Here is a 24,377-nt window from a genome sequence, read left to right as displayed (position 1 = left end):
CTCAGGACTCCTTCAAGTGCTCGATCAGCAGGGCCTTGGACTCGGCAGGGCGGAGCGCAAGTTCCCGCGCTCGCTCGAACACCCGCGCCATCGGGCCGGTGTCCGCAGGCTGATCGTAGTAGGTCGTGGGACCGTAAAGCGTTGGCGCATAGCCGATTCGGGGCGCGTTGACGAAGTCCAGAACAGTCAGGTCGCCACCCAGCGCCGGGTTGCCCACGGTGCCGGAGCGCAGGATCTGCACGCTGATCGCAGGATGCCGTTCGACCAACTGGAGCACGTGCAGGACCTGCCCGCGCATCACGGCCGCACCGCCCACCACGTTGTGCAGGGCGTCTTCGGTGAACACGAAGGCCAACGACTTGGCTTCGACGGCGGCGAAGACCCGGCGCTGCTGTTCGAGCCGGAAGGCGATCCTGGTGTCGACCTGGCCGCTCGACTCGTCCCACCAGTAGCCGTCGCACGCCTCGATCACCGCCCGCACGTACTCGGGCGACTGGAGCAAGCCGGGGAAGACGCCGCTGGCGTAGTGCCTGATCGCCGAAGCACTGGCCTGGAGGTCGGCGAGCCGGTGGAACGCGTCGGGCAGCACGTCGGTGTAGGCCCGCCGAGGAGCCCGCCGCCGCGCCTGCTTGGCCAGCGCGAGCACGGCGTCCCGCTCGGACTCCGCCGCGCCGTACAGCTCAAGGAGCCTGACCAGGTCGTCGTGCTTCAGCGCGCCTTTGCCGTGCTCGATCTGACTGATGCGGGTGGGCGACTTCCTGACGGCGGCACCCGCCTCCTGCTGCGACGCGCCGGCCCGCGAACGCAGCTCGACCAGGACCAGTCCCAACTGCATGCGCTCGACCGTCTGCTGCGCGTCCGCCACCCGGATCTCACCCTTTCGAGGCACTGACTAGCGGATCAGATGAGGATATCTTTGATCAGAACTCCTCATTCGATCCTCATCATCGTTCAGTACCCGACTCTACGGGGGCGAGCAACCCATGTTCCGAGGCAGCCCGGTCGAGGTGGCGACGCACATCGACATCTCCGAGAACTTCACCCTCGCCAGCACCGTCTACGACGCCAGCGAGACGGTTGAGCTGGTGTTCTCCGGTGGCACCGACGTAATGCTGTCGTTCAGCCGACGGGGGTTCGAGCAGTTCAAGGCGCAGTGGGCGGATGTAGTCGCCAAGGCCGACGCGCGGTTCGAAGATCACCACATCGAGTGAATTTGACGCACCGATCAGGACAGGAATCCGCGCAAAAGGGACGCCGTGCCGTCGAGGTGCTCGGCCATCGCCCGGCGCGCGCCGTCCGCGTCGCCGTCCAGGATGCGGCCGACGATCAGCTCGTGCTGCTCGTTGGAGTGCGCCAGGTTCGGCGGCAGCAGCGGGATGCGGTCCAGCAGCACGTTGACCCGCATCCGCACGTCCGCGATCGCCGCCGTCAGCGACGTCGACCCGGTGGACTCGGCGATCGCCAGGTGCAGCCGGGAGTCCTTGCGGCGGTACTCGTCCAGCGCGGCGTTCGAGCACTCGGCCAGCCGCGCCCGCAGGTTCCGCCGCTCCCCCGGCCCCAGCGAGCGGCCCGCCGCGCACTCGGCGGCCCCGGTCTCCAGCACGGCGCGCAGCGTCAGCGCGTCGAGCAGGTCGGGCGCCTCCACCCGGTGGTCCGGCGTCGGCACGGGCAGCTCGGCGTTCACGAACGTCCCGCCGTAACGGCCCCGCCGGGAGACCACGTACCCGGCGTCCTGCAACGACCGGATCGCCTCGCGCAGCGTCACCCGGCTCACGCCGAGCCTGGTCGCGAGGTCCCGTTCGGCGGGCAGCCGCTCCCCCGGCGGGACGACCCCGAGCCGGATCGCCTGCATGAGCCGCTCCACGGTCTCCTCGAACGCGTTGCCCGCCCGGACCGGGCGGAACAACGCGTCCTGCAAGGGGATCATCACAGCGGTGTCACGTAGGCGCCCGCGATGCCGCCGTCCACCAGGAAGTTCGAGGCCGTGATGAACGACGAGTCGTCACTGGCCAGGAACGCCACCGCCGCCGCGATCTCCTCCGGCTCGGCGAACCGGCCCAGCGGCACGTGCACCAGCCGCCGCGCGGCCCGCTCCGGGTCCTTCGCGAACAGCTCGCGCAGCAACGGGGTGTTGACCGGTCCGGGCGACAGCGCGTTGACCCGCACGCCCTCCCGCGCGAACTGCACGCCCAGCTCGCGGCTCATCGCCAGCACGCCGCCCTTCGAGGCGGTGTAGGAGATCTGCGAAGTGGCCGCGCCCATGGTGGCCACGAACGACGCCGTGTTGATCACGGAACCCTTGCCCTGCCGCAACATGTGCGGGATCGCGTACCGGCAGCACAGGTACACCGAGGTGAGGTTGACCTGCTGCACCCGGTCCCACGCCTCGATGCCCGTGGTCAGGATCGAGTCGTCTTCGGGCGGCGAGATGCCCGCGTTGTTGAACGCGACGTCGACCGAGCCGCAAGTGTCCACAGTGGTCTGGTACAGCGCCGACACCTGTTCCTCGTCGGTCACGTCCACCTGGACGAACAGGCCGTTCACCTCGTCGGCGGCGGCCTTGCCCGCACCCGCGTCGATGTCCGCGACGACCACTCGCGCGCCCTCGCTCGCCAGCCGGCGCACCGAGGCCAGGCCGATGCCGCTGCCGCCGCCGGTCACGACGGCCACCCGGCCTTCCAGTCGCTGTGCCATGTCTCTCCATAAGCTTGTTGGTGTTCAGGACGGGATGTTCTGAATGCCCAGGGCGGCGTGGTGTGGCTGATGTCTCGCTGTCGTTGGGTGGCTCGTTGGGAGTGGCCGCCTCGCCGTCTGGGACGCCCTGGCCGCTGATTGAGATCTGTTGCACGTGCTGGTGCGTGTCGCTGTTTATGGAGCTGCTGGCGGGCTGTCCACGGGGTTGAGTTGCGAGAACGGGAGAACGGGTCGCGTGGCGGTGCGCGAGAGGATCTGGGTGGGTGTCGATGTCGGAAAGGCCGGCCACCACGCGTGCGCGGTCGACGACACGGGCAAGGTCGTGTTCAGCCAGAAGGTGACCAACGGCCAGGCCGCGATCGAGGAGTTGATCGCCCGTGTGGGGCGTAAAGCTCGCGCGGCGGTGTGGGCGGTGGACATGACCTCCGGTGCGGCCGGACTGCTGCTGACGCTGTTGCCGGGCACCGGTCAGCGGGTGCTGTATGTGCCGGGCCGGCTGGTCAACCGCATGGCCGGCGCGTTTCCCGGCGAGGGCAAGACCGACGCCAAGGACGCCCGCACCATCGCCGAGACCGCCCGGCTGCGGGGTGACCTGACCGCGGTCACGCACCCGGACGAGCTCGTCGCCGAACTGCGGATCCTGACCGCGCGCCGCGAGGACCTGATGGCCGACTGGGTGCGCGGGATCAACCGGCTGCGTGAACTGCTCAGCTCGATCTTTCCTGCCCTGGAACGTGCTTTCGACTACTCCACCCGCTCGGCGCTGGTCCTGCTCACCGGCTACTGCACCCCGGCCGGGATTCGGGCGGCGGGCGCGCCTGGCCTGACCGAGCACCTGCTCGCCGGCGGCGCCTGGCCCAAGGGCATTCCGTCCATGGTGGACAAGGCGCTCGCCGCGGCGGACGAGCAGACCGTTGCCCTGCCGGCGGAATCGGCGACCGCGCCGCTGATCTCCCGGCTCGCCCGGCAGCTGCTGGACCTCGACCGGGAGATCAAGGACTTCGACAAGCGCATCGCCAATCGCTTCGGTGAACACCCGCACGCCGCGCCGATCACCAGCGTCGACGGGTTCGGGCCGATCCTGGGAGCACAGTTGCTGGCTGACACCGGCGGTGACCTGCGCGCGATGTTCGGCAACTCCGGCCGCATGGCCGCCTACGCCGGACTCGCCCCGGTGCCCCGCGACTCCGGGCGAGTACGGGGAAACCTGCACCGGCCCAAGCGCTACCACCGCGGCCTGCGCCGCGTGTTCTACCTGGCCGCCCTGTCCGCGATCAAGGTCCAGGACGGCCCGTCTCGACGGTTCTACCTGCGCAAACGGGACGAGGGCAAGGTGCACACGCAAGCGCTCATCGCACTGGCACGCCGCCTGGTCGACGTCATCTGGGCACTGCTGCGTGACGGCCGGGAATTTCATCGCTCACCTACGGCCCAGGCCGCTTGACACGGTCATTGAAACTCCCAATCGGATGAATCGCGGTGAGGGATGGGTCAGTGCGCGATGAACACGTTCTTGGTCTCGGTGAACGACGCCAGTGCGTCCGGCCCCAACTCACGTCCCAGACCGGACTGCTTGAACCCGCCGAACGGCGTCCAGTAGCGCACCGAGGAGTGCGAGTTGACCGACAGGTTCCCGGCCTCCACCGCGCGCGAGACCCGCAGCGCCCGCCCCACGTCACGGGTCCAGATCGAGCCGGACAGCCCGTACTCGCCGGCATTGGCCAGCCGCACGGCGTCGTCCTCGTCGGTGAACGGCAGAACCGCCACCACCGGACCGAAGATCTCGTCGATGGCGGCCGGATCGCCGGGCGAGACGGGCGCGAGGACCGTCGGGGGGAACCAGAAACCCGGCCCGTCGGGAGCCGAGCCGCGGAACGCCACGGGCGCGTCGTCCGGCACGTACGAGGACACCTTGGCCAGGTGCGCGGCGGAGATCAGCGGCCCCATCTCGGTCGCCTCATCCCCCGGCGCGCCGACGACGACGCCCTTCACCGCGGGTTCCAGCAGCTCCATGAACCTGTCGTAGACCGAGGCCTGCACCAGGATCCGCGACCGGGCGCAGCAGTCCTGGCCGGCGTTGTCGAACACCCCGTACGGCGCGGTCGCGGCGGCCTGCTCCAGGTCCGCGTCCGCGAACACGAGGTTGGCCGACTTGCCGCCCAGCTCCAGCGTCACCCGCTTCACCTGGTCCGCGCAGCCCGCCATGACCTGCTTGCCCACCCGCGTGGAGCCGGTGAACACCACCTTGCGCACCGCCGGGTGCGTCACGAAGCGTTGCCCCACCACAGGTCCCGCGCCGGGCAGCACCTGGAACACGTCCTCCGGGATACCCGCCTCGCGGGCCAGCTCGGCCAGCCGCAACGCGGTCAGCGGCGTCAGCTCGGCGGGCTTGAGCACCACCGTGTTGCCCGCCGCGAGCGCGGGCGCGAACCCCCAGCCGGCGATGGGCATCGGGAAGTTCCAAGGCACGATCACGCCCACCACGCCGAGGGGTTCCTGGAACGTGACGTCCAGCCCGCCCGCGACCGGGATCTGCCTGCCGAACAGGCGTTCCGGCGCGGCCGAGTAGTAGTGCAGCACGTCCCGGACGTTGCCCGCCTCCCACCGCGCGTTGCCGATGGTGTGCCCGGCGTTGAGCACTTCCAGCCGCGCCAGCTCCTCCAGCGCGCCGTCCACGGCGTCGGCGAACCGGCGCAGCAGACGGGCCCGGTCGCCGGGGGCGACCGCCTTCCACGCCGGGAAAGCGGCCTGGGCGCGGGCGATCGCCGCGTCGGTCTCCTCCGGTGAGGCGAGCCCGACGCTGCGCACCAGCTCCCCGTTCGCGGGGTTGATCACGTCGAAGGAAGTCATCGCGCGCCTTTCCGCAGCACGTCGAGAAGGGTCATCGCGCGCCTTTCCCCAGCACGCCGAACAGAGTCATCACGCGCCTTTCCCCAGCACGCCGAAGAGAGCCATCACGCGCCTTTCCCCAGCACGCCGAAGAGAGCCATCACGCGCCTTTCCCCAGCACGCCGAAGAGAGCCATCACGCGCCTTCCGCGCCGCGTCGACGAATGCGCCGAACAGCCGGTCCTCGCGGTCGGCCTCCGGGTGCGACTGGATGCCGAGCGCGAACCTCGCCCTCGGCAGCTCCACGGCCTCCACCGTGCCGTCCGGCGCGGTGGCGACCACCTCCAGGCCGTCGCCGATCCGGTCCAGCGCCTGGTGGTGGTGGCACAGCACGGAGACCGACGGGCCGACGATCCCGGCCAGCGCGCTGCCGGCGGCCACCGCGATGTCGACCTTCTCGAACACGGCGGGCGTCACGTTGTGGCCGTCGACGTGCTGGCGCAGCGTGCCGCCGAGCACGATGTTGAGCACCTGGGCGCCCCGGCACACGGCCAGCAGCGGCAGGTCCAGGTCGAGCGCCGCGCGGGCGAGCGCCGACTCGGCGTCGTCGCGGTGCACGCTCGCCGGGCCGGTGCGCGGATCCCTGGCCGCGCCGTACCGGCCGGGATCGACGTCCGCGCCGCCCGCGAGCACCAGGCCGTCCAAAAACCCGATGCTGTCGGCGTTCCAGTCGCCCAGCGGCGGCAGCAGCACGGGGTTGCCGCCCGCACGCACGACCGAGTCGAGGTAGTCCCGGTGCAGCACGGCGGCCTCGACGTCCCACACGCCGAACCTCGTGCGCTCCAGGTAGGTGCTGATGCCGATCAGCGGCTTAGAGCCGTTCGAAACCACGGATGCGCTCCCAGTCGGTCACCGCCGAGTCGTACGCGGCCAGCTCCACCTTCGCCGCGTTGAGGTAGTGGTCCACCACGTCCTTGCCGAACGCGGTGCGCGCGATCTCGCTCTGCGCCAACAGGGACGCGGCGTCGCGCAGCGTCGCGGGCACGGTCGGGCGGTCGGAGGCGTAGGCGTTGCCGACGAACTCGTCCTCCAGCCGGAGTTCGTTCTCCACGCCGTGCAGGCCCGCCGCGATCAGCGCGGCCACCGCCAGGTACGGGTTCACGTCGCCGCCGGGCACCCGGTTCTCGAACCGCAGCGACGGCCCGTGCCCGACCACGCGCAGCGCGCACGTCCGGTTGTCCCGGCCCCACGCCACGGCGGTCGGCGCGAAGCTGCCGGGCACGAAGCGCTTGTAGGAGTTGACGTTCGGCGCGAGGAAGCAGGTCAGCTCGCGCAGCCCGGCGAGCTGGCCCGCGAGGAACGACTCCATCAACGCCGACATCCCGTGCCCCTCGGCGAACACCGGCTCGCCGTCGGCGGAGCGCAGGCTCAGGTGGATGTGGCACGAGTTGCCCTCGCGCTCGTTGTACTTCGCCATGAACGTCAGGGACTTGCCGTGCCGCGCCGCGATCTCCTTGGCGCCGGTCTTGTAGATGCTGTGGTTGTCGCAGGTCGCCAGCGCTTCCTTGTACCGGAACGCGATCTCGTGCTGGCCGGGGTTGCACTCGCCCTTGGCCGACTCGACCTCCAGGCCCGCGCCCGCCATGTGGTTGCGGATGTCGCGCAGCAGCGGCTCGATGCGGGCCGTGCCCAGCAGCGAGTAGTCGACGTTGTACTGGTTGGCCGGGGTGAGGTCGCGGTAGCCCCGGTTCCAGGCGTCCTCGAAGGTGTTGTCGAAGACGATGAACTCCAGCTCGGTGCCGACGAAGGCCTGGAGCCCGCGCTCGGCCAGCCGGTCGAGCTGGCGGCGCAGGATCTGGCGCGGCGAGGCGGGCACCGGTTCCCCGCCCTCCCACTCGATGTCGCACATGACCAGGGCGGTGCCCTCGTGCCACGGCAGGCGGCGCAGCGTGGACAGGTCGGGCTTCATGACGAAGTCGCCGTAGCCGGTGTCCCACGACGACATCGCGTAGCCGCTGACGGGGTTCATGTCGACGTCGACCGCGAGCAGGTAGTTGCAGCCCTCGGCGGCGTGCTCCAGGACCTCGCTGAGGAAGTACCGCGCGGCGCAGCGCTTGCCCTGGAGTCGCCCTTGCATGTCGACGATGGCCACGAGGACCGTGTCGACCTCCCCGGTGTCCACAAGCTCGCGCAACCTCTCGACGGTGAGCATCCCCGGTACCTCCAAAGGTATGTCAGCGAGCCATTGGCCGCTGACATCCTGACACCATCAGGTGACTGACGCCACCCTCCCCGGCGTCGTCGTCCGCCCCGATACGCTCGGTCGGGCGAGGTGCGCCGGAGGGGGATTCCGTGGCCATGGATCAGGGGGACCGACCCCGCTTAGCGCTGGAGCCCAATCCGCTCGGCCACCGGGCGGCTCCGCTCTTCGGGCGCGCGATGCTGTTGATGGCGGTCGGCAGCGGGCTGCTGATGATCAGCCTGAACCTGCTGTTCCGCCTCACCGTGTCGCCGTTCTCCGTCGCCGGGCTCGGGTTGGCGAGCACCTGGATGTTGGTCGTCTCGGTGGTGGCCATGCGGATCGTGTGGAACACGTTCCGCGACGGCAACAACATGTTCGTGGTCAACTCCGCCCTCGGCTGGGGCGCGATGGCCTTCGGCGTCTCCGGAGTCGGCGGCATCGGGTTCACGCTCGTGTCCGCGCTGCGCAGGCACCCGCACGCGGGCGGCCTGCTGGAAGGCGAGGTGCACTGGACCGACGCCGTGCTGGCCGCCGCCGTGCCGGTGAGCCTGTGGATGTTCGTGCGGGCGAACACGCTGTTCGCCCGGTCGCGGCAGTACCTGGCGCAGACCGTCCCGTCGCCGAGCGCCCTCGCAGGGGTGGACTACTCCCTGTACCTGCGGACCTTCGGCGACGACGACCGGTTGGCGTCGCCGCAGTCCTTCTCGCCGGTGAAGCGGGCGTTGCGCGGCACGCTCATCACCGAACTGCCCGAGGAGGTGCACCTGGTCGACGCGCTGTCGACCGCCGACGACCCGATGGTGGCCGTCGGCCGGCCCGGCGAGCCGACACCCCAGGTCGGCGCCCTGCGCATGTACCTGCCGGACGACTGGCAGCCGCCGGTGCGGGAACTCATCCGCGGCGCGCGGCACGTCGCGCTGACGCTCGGCTGGGGCGAGGGCACGCTGTGGGAACTGGGCGAGGCGATGCGCCTGCTCAAACCCGAACGGCTCATCCTCGTGGTCGCCATGGACCGGACCGAGTACGAGCGCTTCCGCGTCCGATCCGCCGCGGTGCTCGCGGCACACGCCCGTGCGCACCCCCGGGACAACGGGCAGAGCTGGACGCCGCCGCGACTGCCGGACTGGGGTGGCTCGGGCGAACTCCGGTCGCCGATCCAGGCGTTGATCCACTTCTCGCTGGACTGGGTGGGCACGTTCGAGCCGGTGCGCCGCTATTCGCCCGTGCACAACTCGCTGCGGATCGCGATCATGGTCGCCGCGCACCCCGCGTTCCGCCGGCTCGGCTACCCGCCGCGCGGGGTGTTCCGCGCGCTGCCTGTTGACACGATCCGGTGACGCGCGTCACCCTCGATCACTTCTCAAAGGAGCGCGGCTGACCCATTAGGGGGCGCAGATGGCCAAGCACGTCGAGTACGAGAAGGTGGGCAGCGAGTACCTGGAGCACCGGCAGCTCAAGCGCGGCGCGGCGGGCTGGGTGCTGCTCGCGGGCCTCGGGGTCTCCTACGTGATCTCCGGCGACTTCGCCGGGTGGAACTTCGGGCTCGCCCAGGGCGGCTGGGGCGGCCTGCTGGTCGCGACGCTCCTGATGGCCACCATGTACACGTGCATGGTGTTCGGCCTGGCCGAACTCGCCGCCGCGCTGCCCGTCGCCGGAGCCGGGTACGGCTTCGCCCGGCGTGCGCTGGGGCCGTTGGGCGGGTTCGCGACCGGCATCGCGATCCTCATCGAGTACGCCATCGCGCCCGCCGCCATCTCCGTGTTCATCGGCGGGTACGTGGAGACGCTGGGGCTGTTCGGGCTCACCAACTCGTGGCCGGTGTACCTGGTGTGCTTCCTGGTGTTCGTCGGCGTGCACCTGTTCGGCGTGGGCGAGGCGCTGCGGCTGATGTTCGTCATCACCGGCATCGCGGTGGTGGCGCTGCTGGCGTTCGTGATCGGCATGATCCCGAAGTTCGACGCCGGGAAGCTGTTCGACCTGGCCGGGAACGACGGTTTCCTGCCGTTCGGGTTCGCCGGCGCGCTGGGCGCCCTGGTCTACGCGATCTGGTTCTTCCTCGCCGTGGAAGGCGTTCCGCTGGCCGCGGAGGAGGCGCGCGACCCGAAGCGCGACATGCCACGCGGCATCCTCGGCGCGATGGCGGCGCTGCTGCTGTTCGCCGGCGCGATCCTGGTGCTGGCGCCCGGCGGGGCGGGCTCGGAGGCGTTGAAGGGGTCCAACAACCCGCTGCCGGACGCCGTGCGCGCGGCCTACGGCGGTGACAACCTGTTGGCGCAGGTCGTGAACTACGTCGGCCTGGCCGGGCTGGTGGCGAGCTTCTTCTCGATCATCTTCGCGTACTCGCGGCAGCTCTTCGCGCTGTCGCGGGCGGGCTACCTGCCGCGCTGGCTGTCCAGGACGGGCCGGCGGAAGACGCCTTACCTGGCGCTGATCGTGCCGGGCGCGATCGGGTTCGTGCTGGCGTCCGTGACCCGCGACGGGGCGTTGCTGATCAACATCGCGGTGTTCGGCGCGGCGCTGTCGTACGTGCTGATGATGGTGTCGCACATCGTGTTGCGCATCCGCGAACCGGAGCTGGAACGCCCCTACCGGACGCCCGGCGGGGCGGTGACGACCGGTGTCGCGCTGGTGCTGGCGGTGGCGGCGGTGGTGGCGACGTTCTTCGTGGACGAGCTGGCCGCCGGGATCACCGCGGGGATCGTCGTCGTGGCGTTGGCGTACTTCTGGTTCTACAGCCGGCACCACCTGGTCGCGGCGGCGCCCGAGGAGGAGTTCGCCGCGATCGCCCAGGCGGAGCGGGAACTGGACTGACGAGGGCTTCGCGCGCCGGAGGGAGGTCGGCGGCGCGCTCGCACCGGAGGGCGGCCGGGAGATGTCGGCGGCGCGCTCGGCGTCCGATGCCGCCGGGACCGGGCGTGCGGCCCGAAGCGCTGCCTCCGGCGGGCGCTCCTGCCCGCCAGCGTGAGGTTGGGCCCGCCGGTGTGAGGTTGTGCCCGCACGTGCCCGCCCTGGCAGGATCGGGGCGTGAGTGACATTCAACGTGTTGGAGTGGTGGGGTCCGGGCTGATGGGCTCCGGCATCGCCGAGGTCTGCGCACGGGCGGGCCTGGACGTGCTGGTGGCCGAGGTGAACCTGGACGCCACCGAGGCAGCGAAGGGGCGGATCGCCTCGTCGTTGGGCAAGGGCGTGCGCAGCGGGAAGCTGACCGCCGAGGACCGGGACGCCGCACTGGAGCGCCTCCGGTTCACCACCGACCTCGCCGACTTCGCCGACCGGAACCTGGTCGTGGAAGCCGTCGCGGAGAACGAGCAGGTCAAGACGGAGGTCTTCACCACCCTGGACAAGGTGGTGGCCGACCCGAGAGCGATCTTCGCCTCGAACACGTCCTCCATCCCGATCATGAAGCTGGGCATGGCGACCAGCCGTCCGGAGCAGGTCATCGGGGTGCACTTCTTCAACCCCGTGCCGGTGCTCAAGCTGGTGGAGCTGGTGCCCTCGCTGCTGACCGGCGAGCAGACCCGGACCCGCGCCGAGGCATTCGTGACCGGCGTCCTGCACAAGGAGGTCATCCGGTCGCAGGACCGCGCGGGGTTCGTGGTGAACGCCCTGCTGATCCCCTACCTGCTGTCCTCGATCCGGATGCTGGAGTCGGGCTTCGCGAGCGCCGAGGACATCGACAACGGCATGGTGCTGGGCTGCGCGCACCCGATGGGGCCGCTGCGCCTGGCCGACCTGATCGGCCTGGACACCACCAAGGCGATCGCCGAGTCGATGTACGAGGAGTTCAAGGAGCCCCTGTACTCGCCGCCACCGCTGCTGCTGCGCATGGTGGACGCGGGCCTGCTGGGCAAGAAGAGCGGCCGGGGGTTCCACAACTACGCGGCCTGAGCACGCGGCCTAAGCACGCGGCCTCACCACAGGGCTTGAGCACAGGGCTTGAGCACAGGGCTTGAGCACAGGGCCGTGCGGGTCTCCGCCGCGAAGCGGAGACCCGCACGCCGTCACTTTCGCGCCGTCCACCGCGGGTCGCAGACGACGAGCCGGAGACCCGCGCGCCGTCACGCGTGCGTGCCGTCCACCGGGGTGTCGTAGACGGCGAACCGGAAGTACACGCCGAGGTCCGGGCGGCGGTCTGCCGTGCGGAAGCTCAGCAGCTCGTTCATCCCGGTCATCGACTCCAGCGGGAGCGGGGCCAACGCGTGGGCGACGGCCAGGTACTGCCGGTGGTCCACGCCGAACCGGCGCATGACCGACGCGATGCGGGACGCCGCGTCCGCGTCGGAGTCCACCTCGCTGGGCAGCCTCAGGTAGATGTTCGCCTCCTCCGGCCCGCTCGCGCCCGAGCGGAACGCCAGGCACGTCATCGGCTCGTTGTCCGGCAGCGCGGGCGAGCCGTACACGTCCCGGTACGCGGGCCCGGCCAGCGCCGGGTCGTGGGTGCGCGCCAGTGACGCCACCCGGTCCAGGTCCACCCGCCCGGTGTGCCGGAAGTAGACCTTCACCCGCGCGTCCGGGGTGTCCGCCAGGTCCAGCGCGACGAACTCCAACTGGTGCCCCTCGGACGCCAGTTCCTGGTACGCCGACGCGACGCGGAGCCACGCCGGGCCCAGCCCGAGCCGCGTCATCGCCGTGCACATCACCTCCGGCACGGCGGCGAGCCCGTGCGCCTGCGGGTTGAGGTAGACCTTGTAGCGCGCCGGCTCACCGGGGCGGTGCGCCAGCGAGTGCCACACCGTGGGCCGGAACGGGCGCGGCTCGTCCACCACGAACAGGTCTTCGATCACGTGGTACCGCGCCAGGGACACGCCCGGCCGCCCGGCCAGCGAGCGGGTCAGCGCCCGGCCCGCTTCCTGCGCCGCCCGCGCCGTCGGCGTCGCGCCGAGCGATTCGAACAGCACCCGGACCTCCGGCACGCCGCCGCGCCAGCTCACCGAGAACTCCATCGGGAATCCGTCCCGGGAAACGAACGACGGATATCTCCGGATTTCCCCGATACGCCGATCCGCCCAGTCGCCGAGCACGGCGCCCAGTTCGCCCTCCGAGGCTCGTAACTGCTCCCCGGTGAAACCCAGCGCACGGCCGACGGCGAGCCATTTGTCAAACGCGAAGTCTCGATAGGTCGAATGCGATGCACCGAACAGACCCTCACGGCGTGAGGCCTGAGCCACAGCGGCAGAACTGGACACTAGGCACCTCCGAGCGCAAGGCTTACCTTGTGAACAGGGCGCACGCAATGGAGGATCACGCGGGCGGCGAAGATCACACCTCCGGGACGCCGGGCACGGGGCGTGACGGAATTGGGCCGAAAGGGTGGCGGCATTAGTGGCTGAATTCCCGGGTAGTCAATACCCCGAACGTCCCATTCATGATCACACCTGCGTGATCGGCGCCGGCATCTCAGGCCTCGCGGTCGCCGGAACGCTTCGTTCCCGAGACTTGCCGGTCACGGTTCTGGAACGGTCCAGCGGCATCGGCGGGCTCTGGCGCTACCCGGATCCCGCGGAGCCAGGCCCGGCCTACCGGTCGCTGCACCTCAACACGTCGGCCAAGATCACCGGGTACAGCGACTTCCCCATGCCCGCCGACTCCCCCCGCTACCCCCGACACGACCAGGTTGCCGCCTACCTGCAACGTTACGCTGATCACAAGGGTGTGACCGACCACGTCGAGCTGGAGACGGAGGTCGAGTCGCTGACCCGGACCGGTGACGGCACCTGGCTCGTGACCAGCCGTGACCGGAACGGCCTGCGACGCTACCGGCAGTACGGGCACGTGGTCGTCGCCACCGGCCACCACTGGTCACCCCGGCTGCCCTCACTCCCGGGTGATGAGACGTTCCCCGGTCGCAGGCTGCACTCGTTCGACTACTCCAGTCCGGCACAGCACACCGGCAGACGGGTGATCGTGGTCGGTTTCGGTAACTCTGCCGCGGATATCTCCGTCGAATTGTCCCGGGTCGCGGAAAGGACCGTTCTGGTACAGCGGCGGGGCGTGCACGTGGTGCCCAAAACCATGCTGGGAATCCCCATCGACGAGATCGCCTCGGCCCCCTGGTGGGCCCGCCTGGGGTTCCCCGAACAACGCCGTCTGATCGAAACCCTGTTGCGCCTGATGCGCGGCAAGCTGACCGACTACGGGCTGGCCGAACCGGACCACCGGATCTTCGGCGGCGCGCTGACGATATCCGACGAGCTGCTCAGCCGGATCAACCACGGCAGCCTCGTCGTGCGGCCGGCGATCGACCGGATCGTGAACTCTGTCGTACATTTCGTGGACGGCAGCAGGGAGGAGGCGGACGATCTCGTCTACTGCACCGGGTACCACATCGAATTTCCGTTCGTGCCATTCGAATGGGTGTTCGAGCCAGCCGGCCGGGTCGCCCTGTACCAGCGGGTGGTATCACTCGCCCGGCCGGACCTCTACTTCGCCGGCCTGATCAGGCCGTTCGGCGCCATCACCCGACTGGTGCAGGCGCAGGCGGAGTGGATCGCGGACCTCGTGGAGGGCGTCGCCGAACTGCCCCCGCCGCAGACGATGCGCCGTGAGGTCGACACGCACCTCAAAGCCGCCGACGCGCGCTACGGCCCGTCGGCGGCGGACTCGGTGCAGGTGGACTTCGCCACGTACCTGGCGGCGCTGCGCAGGCAACGCCGCTCCTCGGTGCTCATCACCCGCCGTGGATAGTCATGTAGGCGATCACACCAACGGGTGATAACCGATCAGGCCATGGCATCCAGCCGGTCCATGGTGTGCTGGATCAGGCTCACCAGGACCGTCTTGGACGACTCCCGGTCCCGCGCGTCGCACAGCACGAGCGGGATCGCCTCGTCCACGTCCAGCGCGCGGCGCACCTCGTCCACCTCGTAGGCGTGCGCGCCCTCGAAGCAGTTGACCGCGATGATGAACGGGATCCCGCGCCGCTCGAAGAAGTCGATCGACGGGAAGCTGGAGTCCAGCCGGCGGGTGTCGACCAGGACCACCGCGCCGATCGCGCCGTAGGCCAGCTCGTCCCACATGAACCAGAACCGGTTCTGGCCCGGGGTGCCGAACAGGTAGAGCACCACCTCCGGGTTGATCGTGATGCGCCCGAAGTCGAGGGCGACCGTGGTGGTCTCCTTCTGCTCCAGGCCCAGCACGTCGTCCACGCCCACGCCCGCTTCGGTCAGCAGCTCCTCGGTGTGCAGCGGCGGGATCTCGCTGACCGAGTTGACCATCGTCGTCTTGCCGGTGCCGAAGCCGCCGGCGATGACGATCTTGACTGGGGTGGGGACCAGCAGCTCGCCACCCGGTCGCTCAGATTCCACGGACACCATCCAGCACTGCCTGCAACAGGTTCCGGTCCGGCACTTGCGGGACGCGGGAAGGGTCTCGGATCACGACGTCACCGCGCTGGATGAGGTCGCTCAGCAGCACCTTGACGACCACCAGGGGCACGTCCAGGTACGCGGCGACCTCCGCCACCGACAGCGGTCGCCGGCACAGCTCCATGATCTCCAGGTGCTCGACCGACAGCGCGTCCGGGTCCGCCGGCGACGGCATCGCCCGCACCTGGGTCACCAGGTGCAGCTCCGGCCGCAGCGGACGGGTCCGACCGCGCACCATCGCGTACGGGCGGACCAGCGGGCCCGCGGCCTCGTCGTACCACCAGTCCTCGCGGCCCGCCATCACGACGACCTGCGGGCCGTGGGCAACGCGGACGAGGTGCTCCGCGGCGCGGACGACAGGTAGGTGCCGACCCGCTTCACGAGCATGTTCATCTCGTACGCGATCATCCCCATGTCGGAGTCCTCTTCGCCCAGGACGGCCAGGCACGCGCCGTGCCCCGCCGCCGTGACGAAGAGGTACGCGTGCTCCATCTCGACGATGGTCTGCCGCACGGCGCCGCCGCCGAAGTGCCGGCCGGTGCCGCGGGCCAGGCTCTGGAAGGCCGACGCCATGGCCGACAGGTGGTCGGAGTCGTCCTTCGACAGTCCTGGTGACCGGCCGAGCAGCAGACCGTCGGCGGACAGCACCACCGCGTGCCGAGCACCCACCACACGGCCGACCAGGTCCTCCAACAACCAGTTGAGTTCGTTGTGCTGGCTGGTCATGTCGTTCATCGCCGTTGCCTTTCCGGTTTCCTGTCGTCCGGCCACTGCTGATCAGGGTTCGAGAGCGTCGTCTGAGCGGCGGGCGTCACGGGTGCCCCGCTGGAACGCCGAGAGGCCCTCGCGGACCCGTTCGGCGGACTGCTCGGCGTCGACCTCGGCCAGCGGTTCGGGCGAAGGGTGGAAATCGTTGCGCACCAACTGCGGCGCGAGGTTCTGCTGCCTGCGGCGGCGGGGCAGCTCAGGCCGGTCGACGGAGCCGGCGACCGGTTCGTCGGCCGGCCACTCGGCGGTCCGCTTGCGCTGCGGGAGCTGGAGGTCGCCGCTGTGCTGCGGCAGGTCCAGCTCGTCGCTCAGTCGGTCGTCGGGTCGGTGGTCCGCTGGAACGGAATGCTGGTTGGCCGCAGCCTCGGCCTGGGCCCAGAATCCTTCCAGTTCTCTGGAGGTGTCGGGAAACCTGGCGTCTCGCACTGAGTCGTCGCCCTGCTCCGGGATCACGTGGTCGTCTGGGAAGGTGCGGCGGGGTAGCTGGCGGGTCTCCGCCGGCTCCACCGCGGTGGTAGGCCCGGCGACGATAGCGGATGGGACGAGCACCAGCGCGAGGGTGCCACCGTAGGGCGACTCGCGCAGCTCGACGTGGATGCCGCGCCGGGCCGCCAGCCGGGCCACCACGAACAGGCCGAGGCGGGACTCGCCGCGCAGCCGCATCGCGTCGAACTCCGGCGGGTCGGCCAGCATGGCGTTGTGCTGCTCGCGGTCCTCGGGGTTGATGCCCAGGCCGTGGTCCTCGATCTCCACCACGATGCCCTGCGGCACCTCGCTGGCGTGCACCTGCACCTGGGACCGCGGCGAGGAGAACGCGGTGGCGTTGTCCACCAGCTCGGCGATCAGGTGGATGGTGTCCGCGACGGCCGCGCCGACCAGCGCGGTCTCCGGCACCGGGTTCACCTTGACCCGCACGTACTGCTCGGTCTCGGCGACGGCGGCGCGCAGCACGTCCAGCAGCCGCACCGGCTTGCGCCACTGCCGTCCGGGCTGCTCGCCGGCGAGGATGATCAGGTTCTCCGCGTTGCGGCGGGCGCGGGTGGCGAGGTGGTCGAGCTGGAACAGGGCGTCGAGCTGCTCGGGGTTCTCCTCCTCCCGCTCCAGCTTGTCCAGGATCTTGAGCTGGCGGTGCACCAGGCCCTGGTTGCGGTGGGCGATGTCGAGGAAGACGCGGTTCACGCCCTCGCGCGCCTGGCTCTCCTTCACGGCGGCGGCGACGGCGGTGTACTGGGCGGCGTTGAACGCGTCGGCCACCTGGCCGATCTCGTCGCTGCCGTAGTCCAGCGGCGGGACCTCCACCTCGACGTCCACGTGCTTGCCCTCGCGCAGCCGGTCCACGATGTCGGGCAGCCGCTCGTGGGCCAGCGCCAGCGAGTCCTTCTTCAGCGCCGCCAGGCGGGTGATCAGCGCGCGGTTGACCAGCCGGTTGGAGATGCGGACCGCGAACACGATGCCGCCGAGCACCACGACCAGCGCGATCAGCGCGCCGATGAGGACCGTGACGAACCGGCTGTTGCCGCGCTCCAGGCCGGCGTCGGCCGCGCCGGAGGCCTCGTCGATCGCGAGGTCCACCAGGCGTTCGGAGACCGGGCGGGAGACCGCCTGCCAGTCCTCCAGCGCCACGTCGGCGTCGGGCGTGGCGATCAGCCGGTTCTCCAGGTCGGTGAGCCTGCGCCAGTTCTCCGACTCGGTCAGCGCCCGGTACTCGCGCCGGACGTCGTCCTGCGCGTACGGCGTCGTGGTGGTGAGCTGCGCGTGGTAGGAGCCGACCAGGTTGACGAACTCCAGCCGGTCCTCGGGGCTCGGCGAGCCGGACGTCAGCGCGCCGGAGGCGACCGAGGAGGCCCGGGACATCCAGTCGGCGGCGCGGAACAGCTCGGTGGCGTTGAGACCGCCCAGGGAGGCCACCACGTCGGGCACGACGCGGGCCTGCGTGCCGAACAGCGTGGTGCCCGCGTCGACCACGCTGTTGTAGTACCGGTAGATCTCGTTCTTGTCGACCTTGCCGGACTCCACGCCCGCGCGGCGCTGCGGCAGTTCGCCCAGCAGGACGTTCAGTTCGGTGATCTTGGCGTTGACCTCGTCGGGCGCGTTGCCGGAGACCGCATCGAACGCCGATCTCATCGCGTTGGTCGTGTCGTCCACGACGCGCTGCTGCTCGTGGAGGTCGCCGAGGTCGGGGTTCTTCTGGCTGAGCGCCGTCATGGCCAACTGGCGTTCCCGCTGGATCGCGACGAAGGCGTTCACGGCGGGGATGGAGGCGTCCTTGACGCTGACCGCCACCGCACGGGTGTAGAAGCCGTCGAACACCGTGTAAGAGGAGAACGCCAACCACATCACCAGCAGGACCACGCTCGGCACGACCACCACACCGGTGAGCCGCGAGCGGATCGTCTTCTGGTTGGTCTCCGCCTTGTTCTTCTGCTTCACAGTGCTCCGCAGCCTCGTGAACTAGTCAGTCTGGTCAGGCGCAGCACTAGGAGCGCTGCCTCCTCGTCACCCGATCGGCCACGGAACGGTAACACCAGAAGATCATCATTACGAAGAGACAGCGATCACTTGCGCGACGCGACGCTGAGGTTACCCAGTCGAGTGACACCCGGAACAGGGGGCCGATGTGAACTCTGCCCTCATCGGCCCCCTTACTTTCACCTGTTGGGAACAGCCACGACCTTGTACTCGGTGGTCGGCGTCGGCGGCGTGCCGAACCGGGCATTGGGAAGGTACAGCCGCTCACCGAACGCGGCCACCGTGGTCGGCACGTCGAACCGCGGGTCGGTGATCTTGGTCACCAGCTTTCCGCTGGCACCGGACTTGTCCAAGGTGAACACCACGACCGTGTTGAGTGAATTCCGCACGACGTAGAGGGTGCGCCCGCGCACCAGCACACCGTCACCGCTGGTGAGCACTTCGCCGCCGAGGTCGACGATCTTGCTGACGCCGTCCACGACGCGGTGCAACTGACCGGTGTTGCTCTGCACGACCAGCAGCGCTTTCCGATCGGGCGTCGCCGCGATGCCGTTCGCGTTGAACCCCGGCTTGAGCACGAAATCGCCGGTCAGCGGCACCTCGGTGGCGGTGTCGGGCAACTCGCCGTGCCGCCCGAACGGGATCTTGTAGAGCAGCGCCCGGCTGGAGTCGGTGAAGTAGGCGGCGTCGTCGGTGACGACCACGTCGTTCACGAACGCCCCGGTGCCGGAAAACTTGTAAGACTTGAGGATCGCTCCATTTCGAGCGTCGACCACCCGCGCGTCCCCGCCATTCCCGCCGGCCACGAACAGCCGTCCGCGCCGGTCGATCTTCAACCCGACCGACGGCGTGCCGGGCCCCTGGCTGAACACCTCGCCCTTGCCGGTCCTGAGGTCGACCCGGATCAGGTCGCCGTCGGCCAGGGAGCCGAGGTACGCGACCGGCGCGTGGCCGATCGCGATGCCCTCGGGGCGGAAGCCGTTCGGCAGCGGGAGCTCGCTGGGGAACGGGTGCGTGCTCTCGGCGGTGGCGGGCGCGGCGGTCACGAGCGAAAGCCCGACGACCACGGCGGCCAGCACACCGGACATGCGAGACATGAACACTCCTTACGGTTGTCCGTTTCGCGAGTGTTCCGCAGCGACCACGGCCCGGATAGCTCCTATCGGACCGATAGGCCAACTAAGACGAGTCCGGCTCGCGTCGACGATCGGGTTGCCGCCGATTGCCGTAGCGAGCGCCGTGCCGCCCGACAGAGTTAGGGGGCGCCGACGGTAACGAACAGGTAACGGTCAGGTCGCGGACCGGGGTGCGGTACGTATGCCACGGTGTCCGCCGCCCACCGGCGGTCGGGGTTCGAAGCGAATGCGCGTACCTACGACGAGGTGACACATCCATGACGCGAAACCAGGGGCGGCACCGCTTCTCGCGGCGCACGAAGCTCACGGCCGGGATTGCCGGACTGGCGCTGACGACAGGCCTGGCGGTCGCGATCTCCACCACCGGCGACCAGGGCACCGCCCAGGCGGACGGGGCCGACAAGTCCCTGTTCGTCGACATCACCAAGCAGGGACGCAACGTCAAGGCGCCCAAGCCGGAGAACGACGCGACCACCGGCACGTTCACCGTGGACTGCGGTCGCAACGAGAACGGCCACTTCAACCCGGACAACTTCATCGCGCAGCCCGGCGTCCGCAACGGCGCCCAGCACCTGCACGACTACGTGGGGAACGTGTCCACAGACGCCGACTCGACCAACGAGAGCCTGTTGGAAGCCGACACCACCTGCAAGAACGGCGACAAGTCCACGTACTTCTGGCCCGTCGTGCGGATCGACCGCGAGAACGAGGACGAGGAGCCGGGCCAGCCGGGCAACGCCGAAGTCGAGTGCCCGGACGTGAAGCGCAAGCTCCGCAGCGTGCCGCGCCAGGCCAAGGGCGAGGTCGACCGCAACCTCCAGCAGATGAAGGAGCAGATCGCCGAGGCGAACGACAAGCTGAAGAACATCGACGTCGACGACCCCGGCGCGGTCAACAACACGGTGCTGAAGCCGTTGCGGGACAAGCGGGCCACCTCCATCGGCCGGATCGTGGAGGCGATCGACCGGGTCGGCCAGCGGCCACGCGGGCTCCAGCGGCTCGCGCCGTGCACGGTCAAGGACGGCGACGCCAAGGACGTGAAGGTCGCCGAAGCGGAGAAGGAAGCCGAGGCCGACGCGCCGGAGAAGGGTGACGGCAAGAGCCAGAGCGACGAGAACGAACTGCCCGGCAACGAGGGCGAGATCCAGCGCCCCGAGGTCGTGGACCTGACCTTCCGCGGCAGCCCGACCGGCAAGGTCACGCCGATGCCCCAGTTCCTGCGGGTGCTCTACGGCGACGCCAAGGTGTCCACCAACGGCCCGAAGAACGCCCGCGACTCGTGGACGTGCACCGGGTTCGAGGACAAGGTGCTGATGAACAAGTACCCGATCTGCCCGCAGGGCAGCAAGGTCAAGCGCATCCACGACTTCGCGAGCTGCTGGGACGGCAAGAACACCGACAGCGCCAACCACCGCGACCACATCGTCTACGCCGACCAGAACGGCAAGTGCCCCAGGGGTTTCAAGGCCGTGCCGCAGCTACGGATCAGCCTGACCTACAACATCCCCCGCGATGTGCAGCAGAACGGCCAGTACGCGGTCGACGCGTTCCCCGAGGAGGAGCACAACCCGCTCTCCGACCACGACGACTTCGCGAACGTGATGTCCGACGAGATCATGCAGCGGGTCGTGAACTGCATCAACACCGGCAAGAAGTGCAGTGAATAATTGCAGTGCATATTGCCGCTCCTTCGTCGCGGCGGGCGAGTTCGCCTGCTAGTCGGCAGTCCACCGCGGATTTTCCGGCGATCGAAGAGCATGATCGCCGGAAAATCGGCGGCGGCCTACCGACGCGAACTCGCCGAGCCGGTGCGTCACCCCGACCGCCGCACAGGCCTGTGCCAACGGGACGTCGTACGCCTGCCGTGCCCCTGCGCGGCGGGCGTGCGGCGTGCCCGGCCGGACGCCCGCGTGGACCTGTACTTGGCCTTCAGGAGCCGGTGCACCCGACGCAGGTCCGCCGCCAACTGCTCGATCGGGAGTCCCTGCGCGGCGACCGCGAAGAGTGCGAAGTTGGCCTACGGCGCGTGGAGGCCATGCGGTCAGCATCAACCCGCCTGCAAGGCCAAGTACAGGTCCACGCGGGAAGTGAAGTCGGACAGCTCCACGCCCAGCAGCTCCTCCACCCTCCCGACCCGGTAGCGCAGCGTGTTCACGTGGACGTGCAGGCGGGCGGCGGTGGTGGTCCACGAGCCTGAGCAGTCCAGGAACACCCGCAGCGTGTGCACGAGGTCCGACCCGTGCTCGGCGTCGTAGTCCAGCACCGGCCCCAGCACCCGCCGCCGCAGCGACGCGCGCAGTTCCTCCGGCACGCCGGCCAGCAGGAGCTGGTGCAGTGCGATCTCCTCGCCCACCACCACGCACGTCCGGCCGGGACGCCGCTCCCCCAGCCGCCGCGCGTGCGACGCCTCCTCGGCCGCCCCGCGCAACGCGGTCGCCACGACCGCCGACGAGATGCCGACCAGCACGCGGGTCGACCCCAGGCCGGGCTCGACGGTCCGCAACGCCGTCCGAACCGCCTCCGCCCATCCGGCGCCCGACGGCGCGACCGCGAACGCCTCCGCGTCCACCGTGCCGACCAGGGCGAGCGGAGCGACGGGGGCCAGCACCTCCTCCAGCAGCGCCGCCACCTGCTCGACGCGGCCGTCCGACGCCGACGCCACCAGCACCCTCAGCGGCGCGTCGGAGGCCCAGCCGACGGCGGCGATCCGGGCCGCCAGGTCACCCGAGCCGGACAGCACCTCGCGCAGCAGCGGACCCGCCGCGCGGTTCCCGATCCGCCGACCCTGCACGACCCGGTTCCGCTCCACGCCGACCAGGCTGGCCAGCTCCGCCGCGACCTCGTCCTGCGCCCGGTCGCCCGCGACCGCCAGGACCCACGTCGCCAGCCGCGACCCGCCGCGTTCGGACACCGGCAGCAGCGTCGTCCGCCGCACCACCCGGGGCAGCCGGTCGGCGCGCAGGAACTCCCCCGCGAGGAAGGCCGCATCGGGCAGTTCCGGGCCCGCGACGACATGCCCGGTGGTGGACAGCACCCAGCACGCGGCGCCCAGCTCGGCCGCGCCGGCGGCGATCAGCTCGTCCAGCCCGCCGCCCTCCGCGACCACGGTCAGCAGGCGGCGGTGGCGGCCGAGCTGGGTGCCCGCGTCGCCGACCCGTTCGGCGGCCAGCTCCAGCACGACCCGTTCGGTGATGGCCGCGAACGACAGGTCGACCGGGACCTCCAAGAGAGGGACCGCATGCCGCCGGCAGGCGTCGACCAGCGCTTCGGGCAGTTCCCGGGCGCCCGGCGCGCGGGCCGCCGCCAGCGCCGCGACACCGGCGTCCGCCAGCGCGGTCACGAACGTCTCGCAGTCGGCCGCCGAGCGGTGCCAGAGCAGGCCGGACAGCACCAGCTCGCCACCGGACAGGTACCGCGCCGGATTCGGCAGCTCGGTGCCGTAGAGCCTGGTCAAAGGGCGGTCCAGCCACTCCTCGCCGACGACGGAGCGCAGCCGGAGTTCCGGCATCCGCAGCAGGGTCCGCACCAGCACGCGTGCCTCCTCCCGGCCGGGCACCGGTCGTCACGAGCGGTCCGCTTTCGTCCGTTCGGGTTTGTAGGAAAGCACAAATCCGGTCACCGGAGGAACCTGGGTTTTCAGGTGTCGCCGCCGTAGCCGCCCGTCCGCGCCGGCGGTGTACTGGATCACACACCGATGGGAGAACGAGTGACGATCAGCACCCACGTGCTCGACGCGCAACGCGGCCGGCCCGCCGCCGGGATGGCGGTGCGGCTGGAACGCGACGGCGAGCCCGTCGCCGCGGGGCACACCGGGGACGACGGCCGGATCACCGGCTGGCCGTCCGACGCCGCCGGGGTCTACCGACTGGTGTTCGACACCGGCCCGGTCGCCCCGTTCTTCCCGGAGGTGGTGCTCACCTTCCGGGTCACCGAGCCCGGCGAGCACCACCACGTGCCGCTGCTGCTGTCCCCGTTCGCCTACTCGACCTATCGAGGCAGCTAATGGACTTCCTGCGACCCGACAGCTTCGCCGAGGCGCTGGCGCTCAAGGCCGCGCACCCGGCGGCGGTGCCCATCGCGGGCGGCACGGACGTGATGGTGGAGCTGAACTTCGACCACCGGCGGCCCGCCGCGCTGCTGGACCTGACGCGGATCGCCGAGCTGCGCGAGTGGTCGGTGGCGGACGGCGTGGTGCGCGTCGGCGCGGGTGTGCCGTACGCGCGGATCATCGACGAGCTGCGCGACCGGCTGCCGGGACTCGCGATGGCGGCCCGCACGGTCGGCTCACCGCAGATCCGCAACCGGGGCACGGTCGGGGGCAACCTCGGCGCGGCCTCACCCGCCGGCGACACGCACCCCGTGCTGCTGGCCGGCGGCGCGGCGGTGGAGGTGGCGTCGACCCGGGGCGTCCGGATGGTCCCGGCGACCGACTTCTACCTGGGCGTGAAGCGCAACGCGTTGGCGCCGGACGAGCTGATCGCGGCCGTGCACGTGCCGGAAACGCAGGCCCCGCAACAGTTCTCCAAGGTCGGCACGCGCAACGCGATGGTGATCGCGGTGTGCTCGTTCGCCGTGGCGCTGCACCCCGGCGAGGGCCGAGTGGGCGCGGCGGTGGGCAGTGCCGCGCCCACGCCCCGTCGGGCGACCGAGGCCGAGGAATTCCTGTCCGGCGAGCTGACCGCCACCGGGCAGTGGGAGTCGCCGCGACCGCTGACGGACTCGGTCCGGGACCGGTTCGGCGAACTGGTGGCACGGGCCGCGAGCCCGATCGACGACGTGCGCGGGTCGGCCGCGTACCGCAAGCACGCCCTGTCCGTGCTGGCCCGCCGCACCCTGGGCTGGGCGTGGCGGGACTACACCGGGAAGGTCGCCTGAG

At 70.3% G+C, this 24,377-nt stretch carries 22 protein-coding genes; 9 read left to right on the top strand and 13 right to left on the bottom strand.

Going from position 1 to position 24,377, the window contains the following annotated elements; all coding sequences use genetic code 11:
• Window position 1: 1 nt before the first annotated feature.
• A complete protein-coding gene (locus ACQPZF_RS17730) occupies window positions 2–865 on the bottom strand; it encodes a helix-turn-helix domain-containing protein (RefSeq protein WP_433272937.1) in 864 nt (287 codons plus the stop codon).
• A gap of 118 nt (window positions 866–983) precedes the next feature.
• Between ACQPZF_RS17730 and ACQPZF_RS17725 the strand changes: the two genes are divergently transcribed.
• Complete coding sequence (locus ACQPZF_RS17725; protein WP_433272935.1) at window positions 984–1,211, top strand: hypothetical protein; 228 nt, start codon at window positions 984–986, stop codon at window positions 1,209–1,211.
• 14 nt (window positions 1,212–1,225) lie between these two features.
• Here the strand turns inward: ACQPZF_RS17725 and ACQPZF_RS17720 are convergent, their stop codons facing one another.
• Both ACQPZF_RS17720 and ACQPZF_RS17715 read right to left on the bottom strand, forming a co-directional pair.
• Window positions 1,226–1,927 (bottom strand): FadR/GntR family transcriptional regulator, encoded by a 702-nt coding sequence (locus tag ACQPZF_RS17720; RefSeq protein WP_433272933.1) that lies wholly within the window; start codon window positions 1,925–1,927, stop codon window positions 1,226–1,228.
• Window positions 1,927–2,694 carry a 3-oxoacyl-ACP reductase gene (locus ACQPZF_RS17715; RefSeq protein ID WP_433272931.1) on the bottom strand — a complete coding sequence of 256 codons (768 nt, stop codon included), beginning with the start codon at window positions 2,692–2,694 and terminating at the stop codon, window positions 1,927–1,929. The genes ACQPZF_RS17720 and ACQPZF_RS17715 overlap by 1 nt, the downstream gene beginning before the upstream one ends.
• Before the next feature lie 235 nt (window positions 2,695–2,929).
• On the opposite strand from ACQPZF_RS17715, the gene ACQPZF_RS17710 reads away from it, so the two are divergent.
• Window positions 2,930–4,138: an IS110 family transposase gene (locus ACQPZF_RS17710; protein WP_433272929.1), complete on the top strand. Its 1,209-nt coding sequence runs from the start codon at window positions 2,930–2,932 to the stop codon at window positions 4,136–4,138.
• Window positions 4,139–4,185: 47 nt separating this feature from the next.
• On the opposite strand, the gene ACQPZF_RS17705 is transcribed toward ACQPZF_RS17710, so the two are convergent.
• The 3 genes from ACQPZF_RS17705 to ACQPZF_RS17695 form a co-directional block, all read right to left on the bottom strand.
• The gene (locus ACQPZF_RS17705) at window positions 4,186–5,544 is read right to left on the bottom strand and encodes an aldehyde dehydrogenase family protein (protein WP_433272927.1); all 1,359 of its coding nucleotides are present in this window, start codon (window positions 5,542–5,544) and stop codon (window positions 4,186–4,188) included.
• Between the two features lie 104 nt (window positions 5,545–5,648).
• Window positions 5,649–6,413, bottom strand: coding sequence for a gamma-glutamyl-gamma-aminobutyrate hydrolase family protein (locus ACQPZF_RS17700; RefSeq protein WP_433272925.1), 765 nt, complete (start codon window positions 6,411–6,413; stop codon window positions 5,649–5,651).
• Complete coding sequence (locus ACQPZF_RS17695; protein ID WP_433272923.1) at window positions 6,394–7,734, bottom strand: glutamine synthetase family protein; 1,341 nt, start codon at window positions 7,732–7,734, stop codon at window positions 6,394–6,396. The genes ACQPZF_RS17700 and ACQPZF_RS17695 overlap by 20 nt, the downstream gene beginning before the upstream one ends.
• Before the next feature lie 236 nt (window positions 7,735–7,970).
• On the opposite strand from ACQPZF_RS17695, the gene ACQPZF_RS17690 reads away from it, so the two are divergent.
• From ACQPZF_RS17690 to ACQPZF_RS17680, 3 genes are all read left to right on the top strand, one after another.
• On the top strand, window positions 7,971–9,101 hold the full coding sequence (locus ACQPZF_RS17690; protein WP_433272921.1) for a hypothetical protein: 1,131 nt from the start codon (window positions 7,971–7,973) through the stop codon (window positions 9,099–9,101).
• 58 nt (window positions 9,102–9,159) lie between these two features.
• On the top strand, window positions 9,160–10,575 hold the full coding sequence (gene eat, locus ACQPZF_RS17685) for an ethanolamine permease (RefSeq protein ID WP_433272919.1): 1,416 nt from the start codon (window positions 9,160–9,162) through the stop codon (window positions 10,573–10,575).
• Window positions 10,576–10,788: 213 nt separating this feature from the next.
• A complete protein-coding gene (locus tag ACQPZF_RS17680) occupies window positions 10,789–11,652 on the top strand; it encodes a 3-hydroxybutyryl-CoA dehydrogenase (protein WP_433272917.1) in 864 nt (287 codons plus the stop codon).
• A 170-nt stretch (window positions 11,653–11,822) separates the two neighbouring features.
• Here ACQPZF_RS17680 and ACQPZF_RS17675 read toward each other — a convergent pair whose 3' ends face one another.
• A complete protein-coding gene (locus ACQPZF_RS17675) occupies window positions 11,823–12,785 on the bottom strand; it encodes a tryptophan dimethylallyltransferase family protein (protein ID WP_433272915.1) in 963 nt (320 codons plus the stop codon).
• A gap of 289 nt (window positions 12,786–13,074) precedes the next feature.
• On the opposite strand from ACQPZF_RS17675, the gene ACQPZF_RS17670 reads away from it, so the two are divergent.
• Window positions 13,075–14,448, top strand: a complete 1,374-nt coding sequence (locus ACQPZF_RS17670) for a flavin-containing monooxygenase (RefSeq protein ID WP_433272913.1) — start codon at window positions 13,075–13,077, stop codon at window positions 14,446–14,448.
• A 35-nt stretch (window positions 14,449–14,483) separates the two neighbouring features.
• On the opposite strand, the gene ACQPZF_RS17665 is transcribed toward ACQPZF_RS17670, so the two are convergent.
• The 5 genes from ACQPZF_RS17665 to ACQPZF_RS17645 all read right to left on the bottom strand — a co-directional run bounded on the left by ACQPZF_RS17665 (window position 14,484) and on the right by ACQPZF_RS17645 (window position 19,462).
• Window positions 14,484–15,077, bottom strand: coding sequence for a GTP-binding protein (locus ACQPZF_RS17665; protein WP_433272911.1), 594 nt, complete (start codon window positions 15,075–15,077; stop codon window positions 14,484–14,486).
• Window positions 15,058–15,429 (bottom strand): DUF742 domain-containing protein, encoded by a 372-nt coding sequence (locus tag ACQPZF_RS17660; protein WP_121007672.1) that lies wholly within the window; start codon window positions 15,427–15,429, stop codon window positions 15,058–15,060. Before ACQPZF_RS17660 ends, ACQPZF_RS17665 begins: the two co-directional genes overlap by 20 nt.
• Window positions 15,429–15,863 (bottom strand): roadblock/LC7 domain-containing protein, encoded by a 435-nt coding sequence (locus tag ACQPZF_RS17655; RefSeq protein WP_433272909.1) that lies wholly within the window; start codon window positions 15,861–15,863, stop codon window positions 15,429–15,431. The genes ACQPZF_RS17660 and ACQPZF_RS17655 overlap by 1 nt, the downstream gene beginning before the upstream one ends.
• Window positions 15,864–15,905: 42 nt before the next feature.
• The gene (locus ACQPZF_RS17650) at window positions 15,906–18,326 is read right to left on the bottom strand and encodes a nitrate- and nitrite sensing domain-containing protein (RefSeq protein ID WP_433272907.1); all 2,421 of its coding nucleotides are present in this window, start codon (window positions 18,324–18,326) and stop codon (window positions 15,906–15,908) included.
• Window positions 18,327–18,544: 218 nt separating this feature from the next.
• Window positions 18,545–19,462, bottom strand: coding sequence for an SMP-30/gluconolactonase/LRE family protein (locus ACQPZF_RS17645; RefSeq protein ID WP_433272905.1), 918 nt, complete (start codon window positions 19,460–19,462; stop codon window positions 18,545–18,547).
• A gap of 296 nt (window positions 19,463–19,758) precedes the next feature.
• Here ACQPZF_RS17645 and ACQPZF_RS17640 point away from each other — a divergent pair, with 296 nt between their 5' ends.
• Window positions 19,759–21,168, top strand: a complete 1,410-nt coding sequence (locus ACQPZF_RS17640; protein ID WP_433272903.1) for a DUF1996 domain-containing protein — start codon at window positions 19,759–19,761, stop codon at window positions 21,166–21,168.
• A gap of 380 nt (window positions 21,169–21,548) precedes the next feature.
• On the opposite strand, the gene ACQPZF_RS17635 is transcribed toward ACQPZF_RS17640, so the two are convergent.
• Window positions 21,549–23,033: a PucR family transcriptional regulator gene (locus ACQPZF_RS17635; RefSeq protein ID WP_433272902.1), complete on the bottom strand. Its 1,485-nt coding sequence runs from the start codon at window positions 23,031–23,033 to the stop codon at window positions 21,549–21,551.
• 162 nt (window positions 23,034–23,195) lie between these two features.
• Between ACQPZF_RS17635 and uraH the strand changes: the two genes are divergently transcribed.
• Both uraH and ACQPZF_RS17625 read left to right on the top strand, forming a co-directional pair.
• Window positions 23,196–23,504, top strand: coding sequence for a hydroxyisourate hydrolase (gene uraH, locus ACQPZF_RS17630; RefSeq protein WP_433272900.1), 309 nt, complete (start codon window positions 23,196–23,198; stop codon window positions 23,502–23,504).
• Entirely contained in the window at window positions 23,504–24,376 is an 873-nt protein-coding gene (locus ACQPZF_RS17625) for an FAD binding domain-containing protein (RefSeq protein WP_433272898.1), read from the top strand. Before uraH ends, ACQPZF_RS17625 begins: the two co-directional genes overlap by 1 nt.
• Window position 24,377 lies beyond the last annotated feature (1 nt).

The organism is Actinosynnema sp. CS-041913 (assembly GCF_050942485.1).
In the GTDB taxonomy this organism is placed as follows: domain Bacteria; phylum Actinomycetota; class Actinomycetes; order Mycobacteriales; family Pseudonocardiaceae; genus Actinosynnema.
Note: the sequence above shows the minus strand (reverse complement) of the source record. Positions and strands in the feature narration are given on the sequence as shown.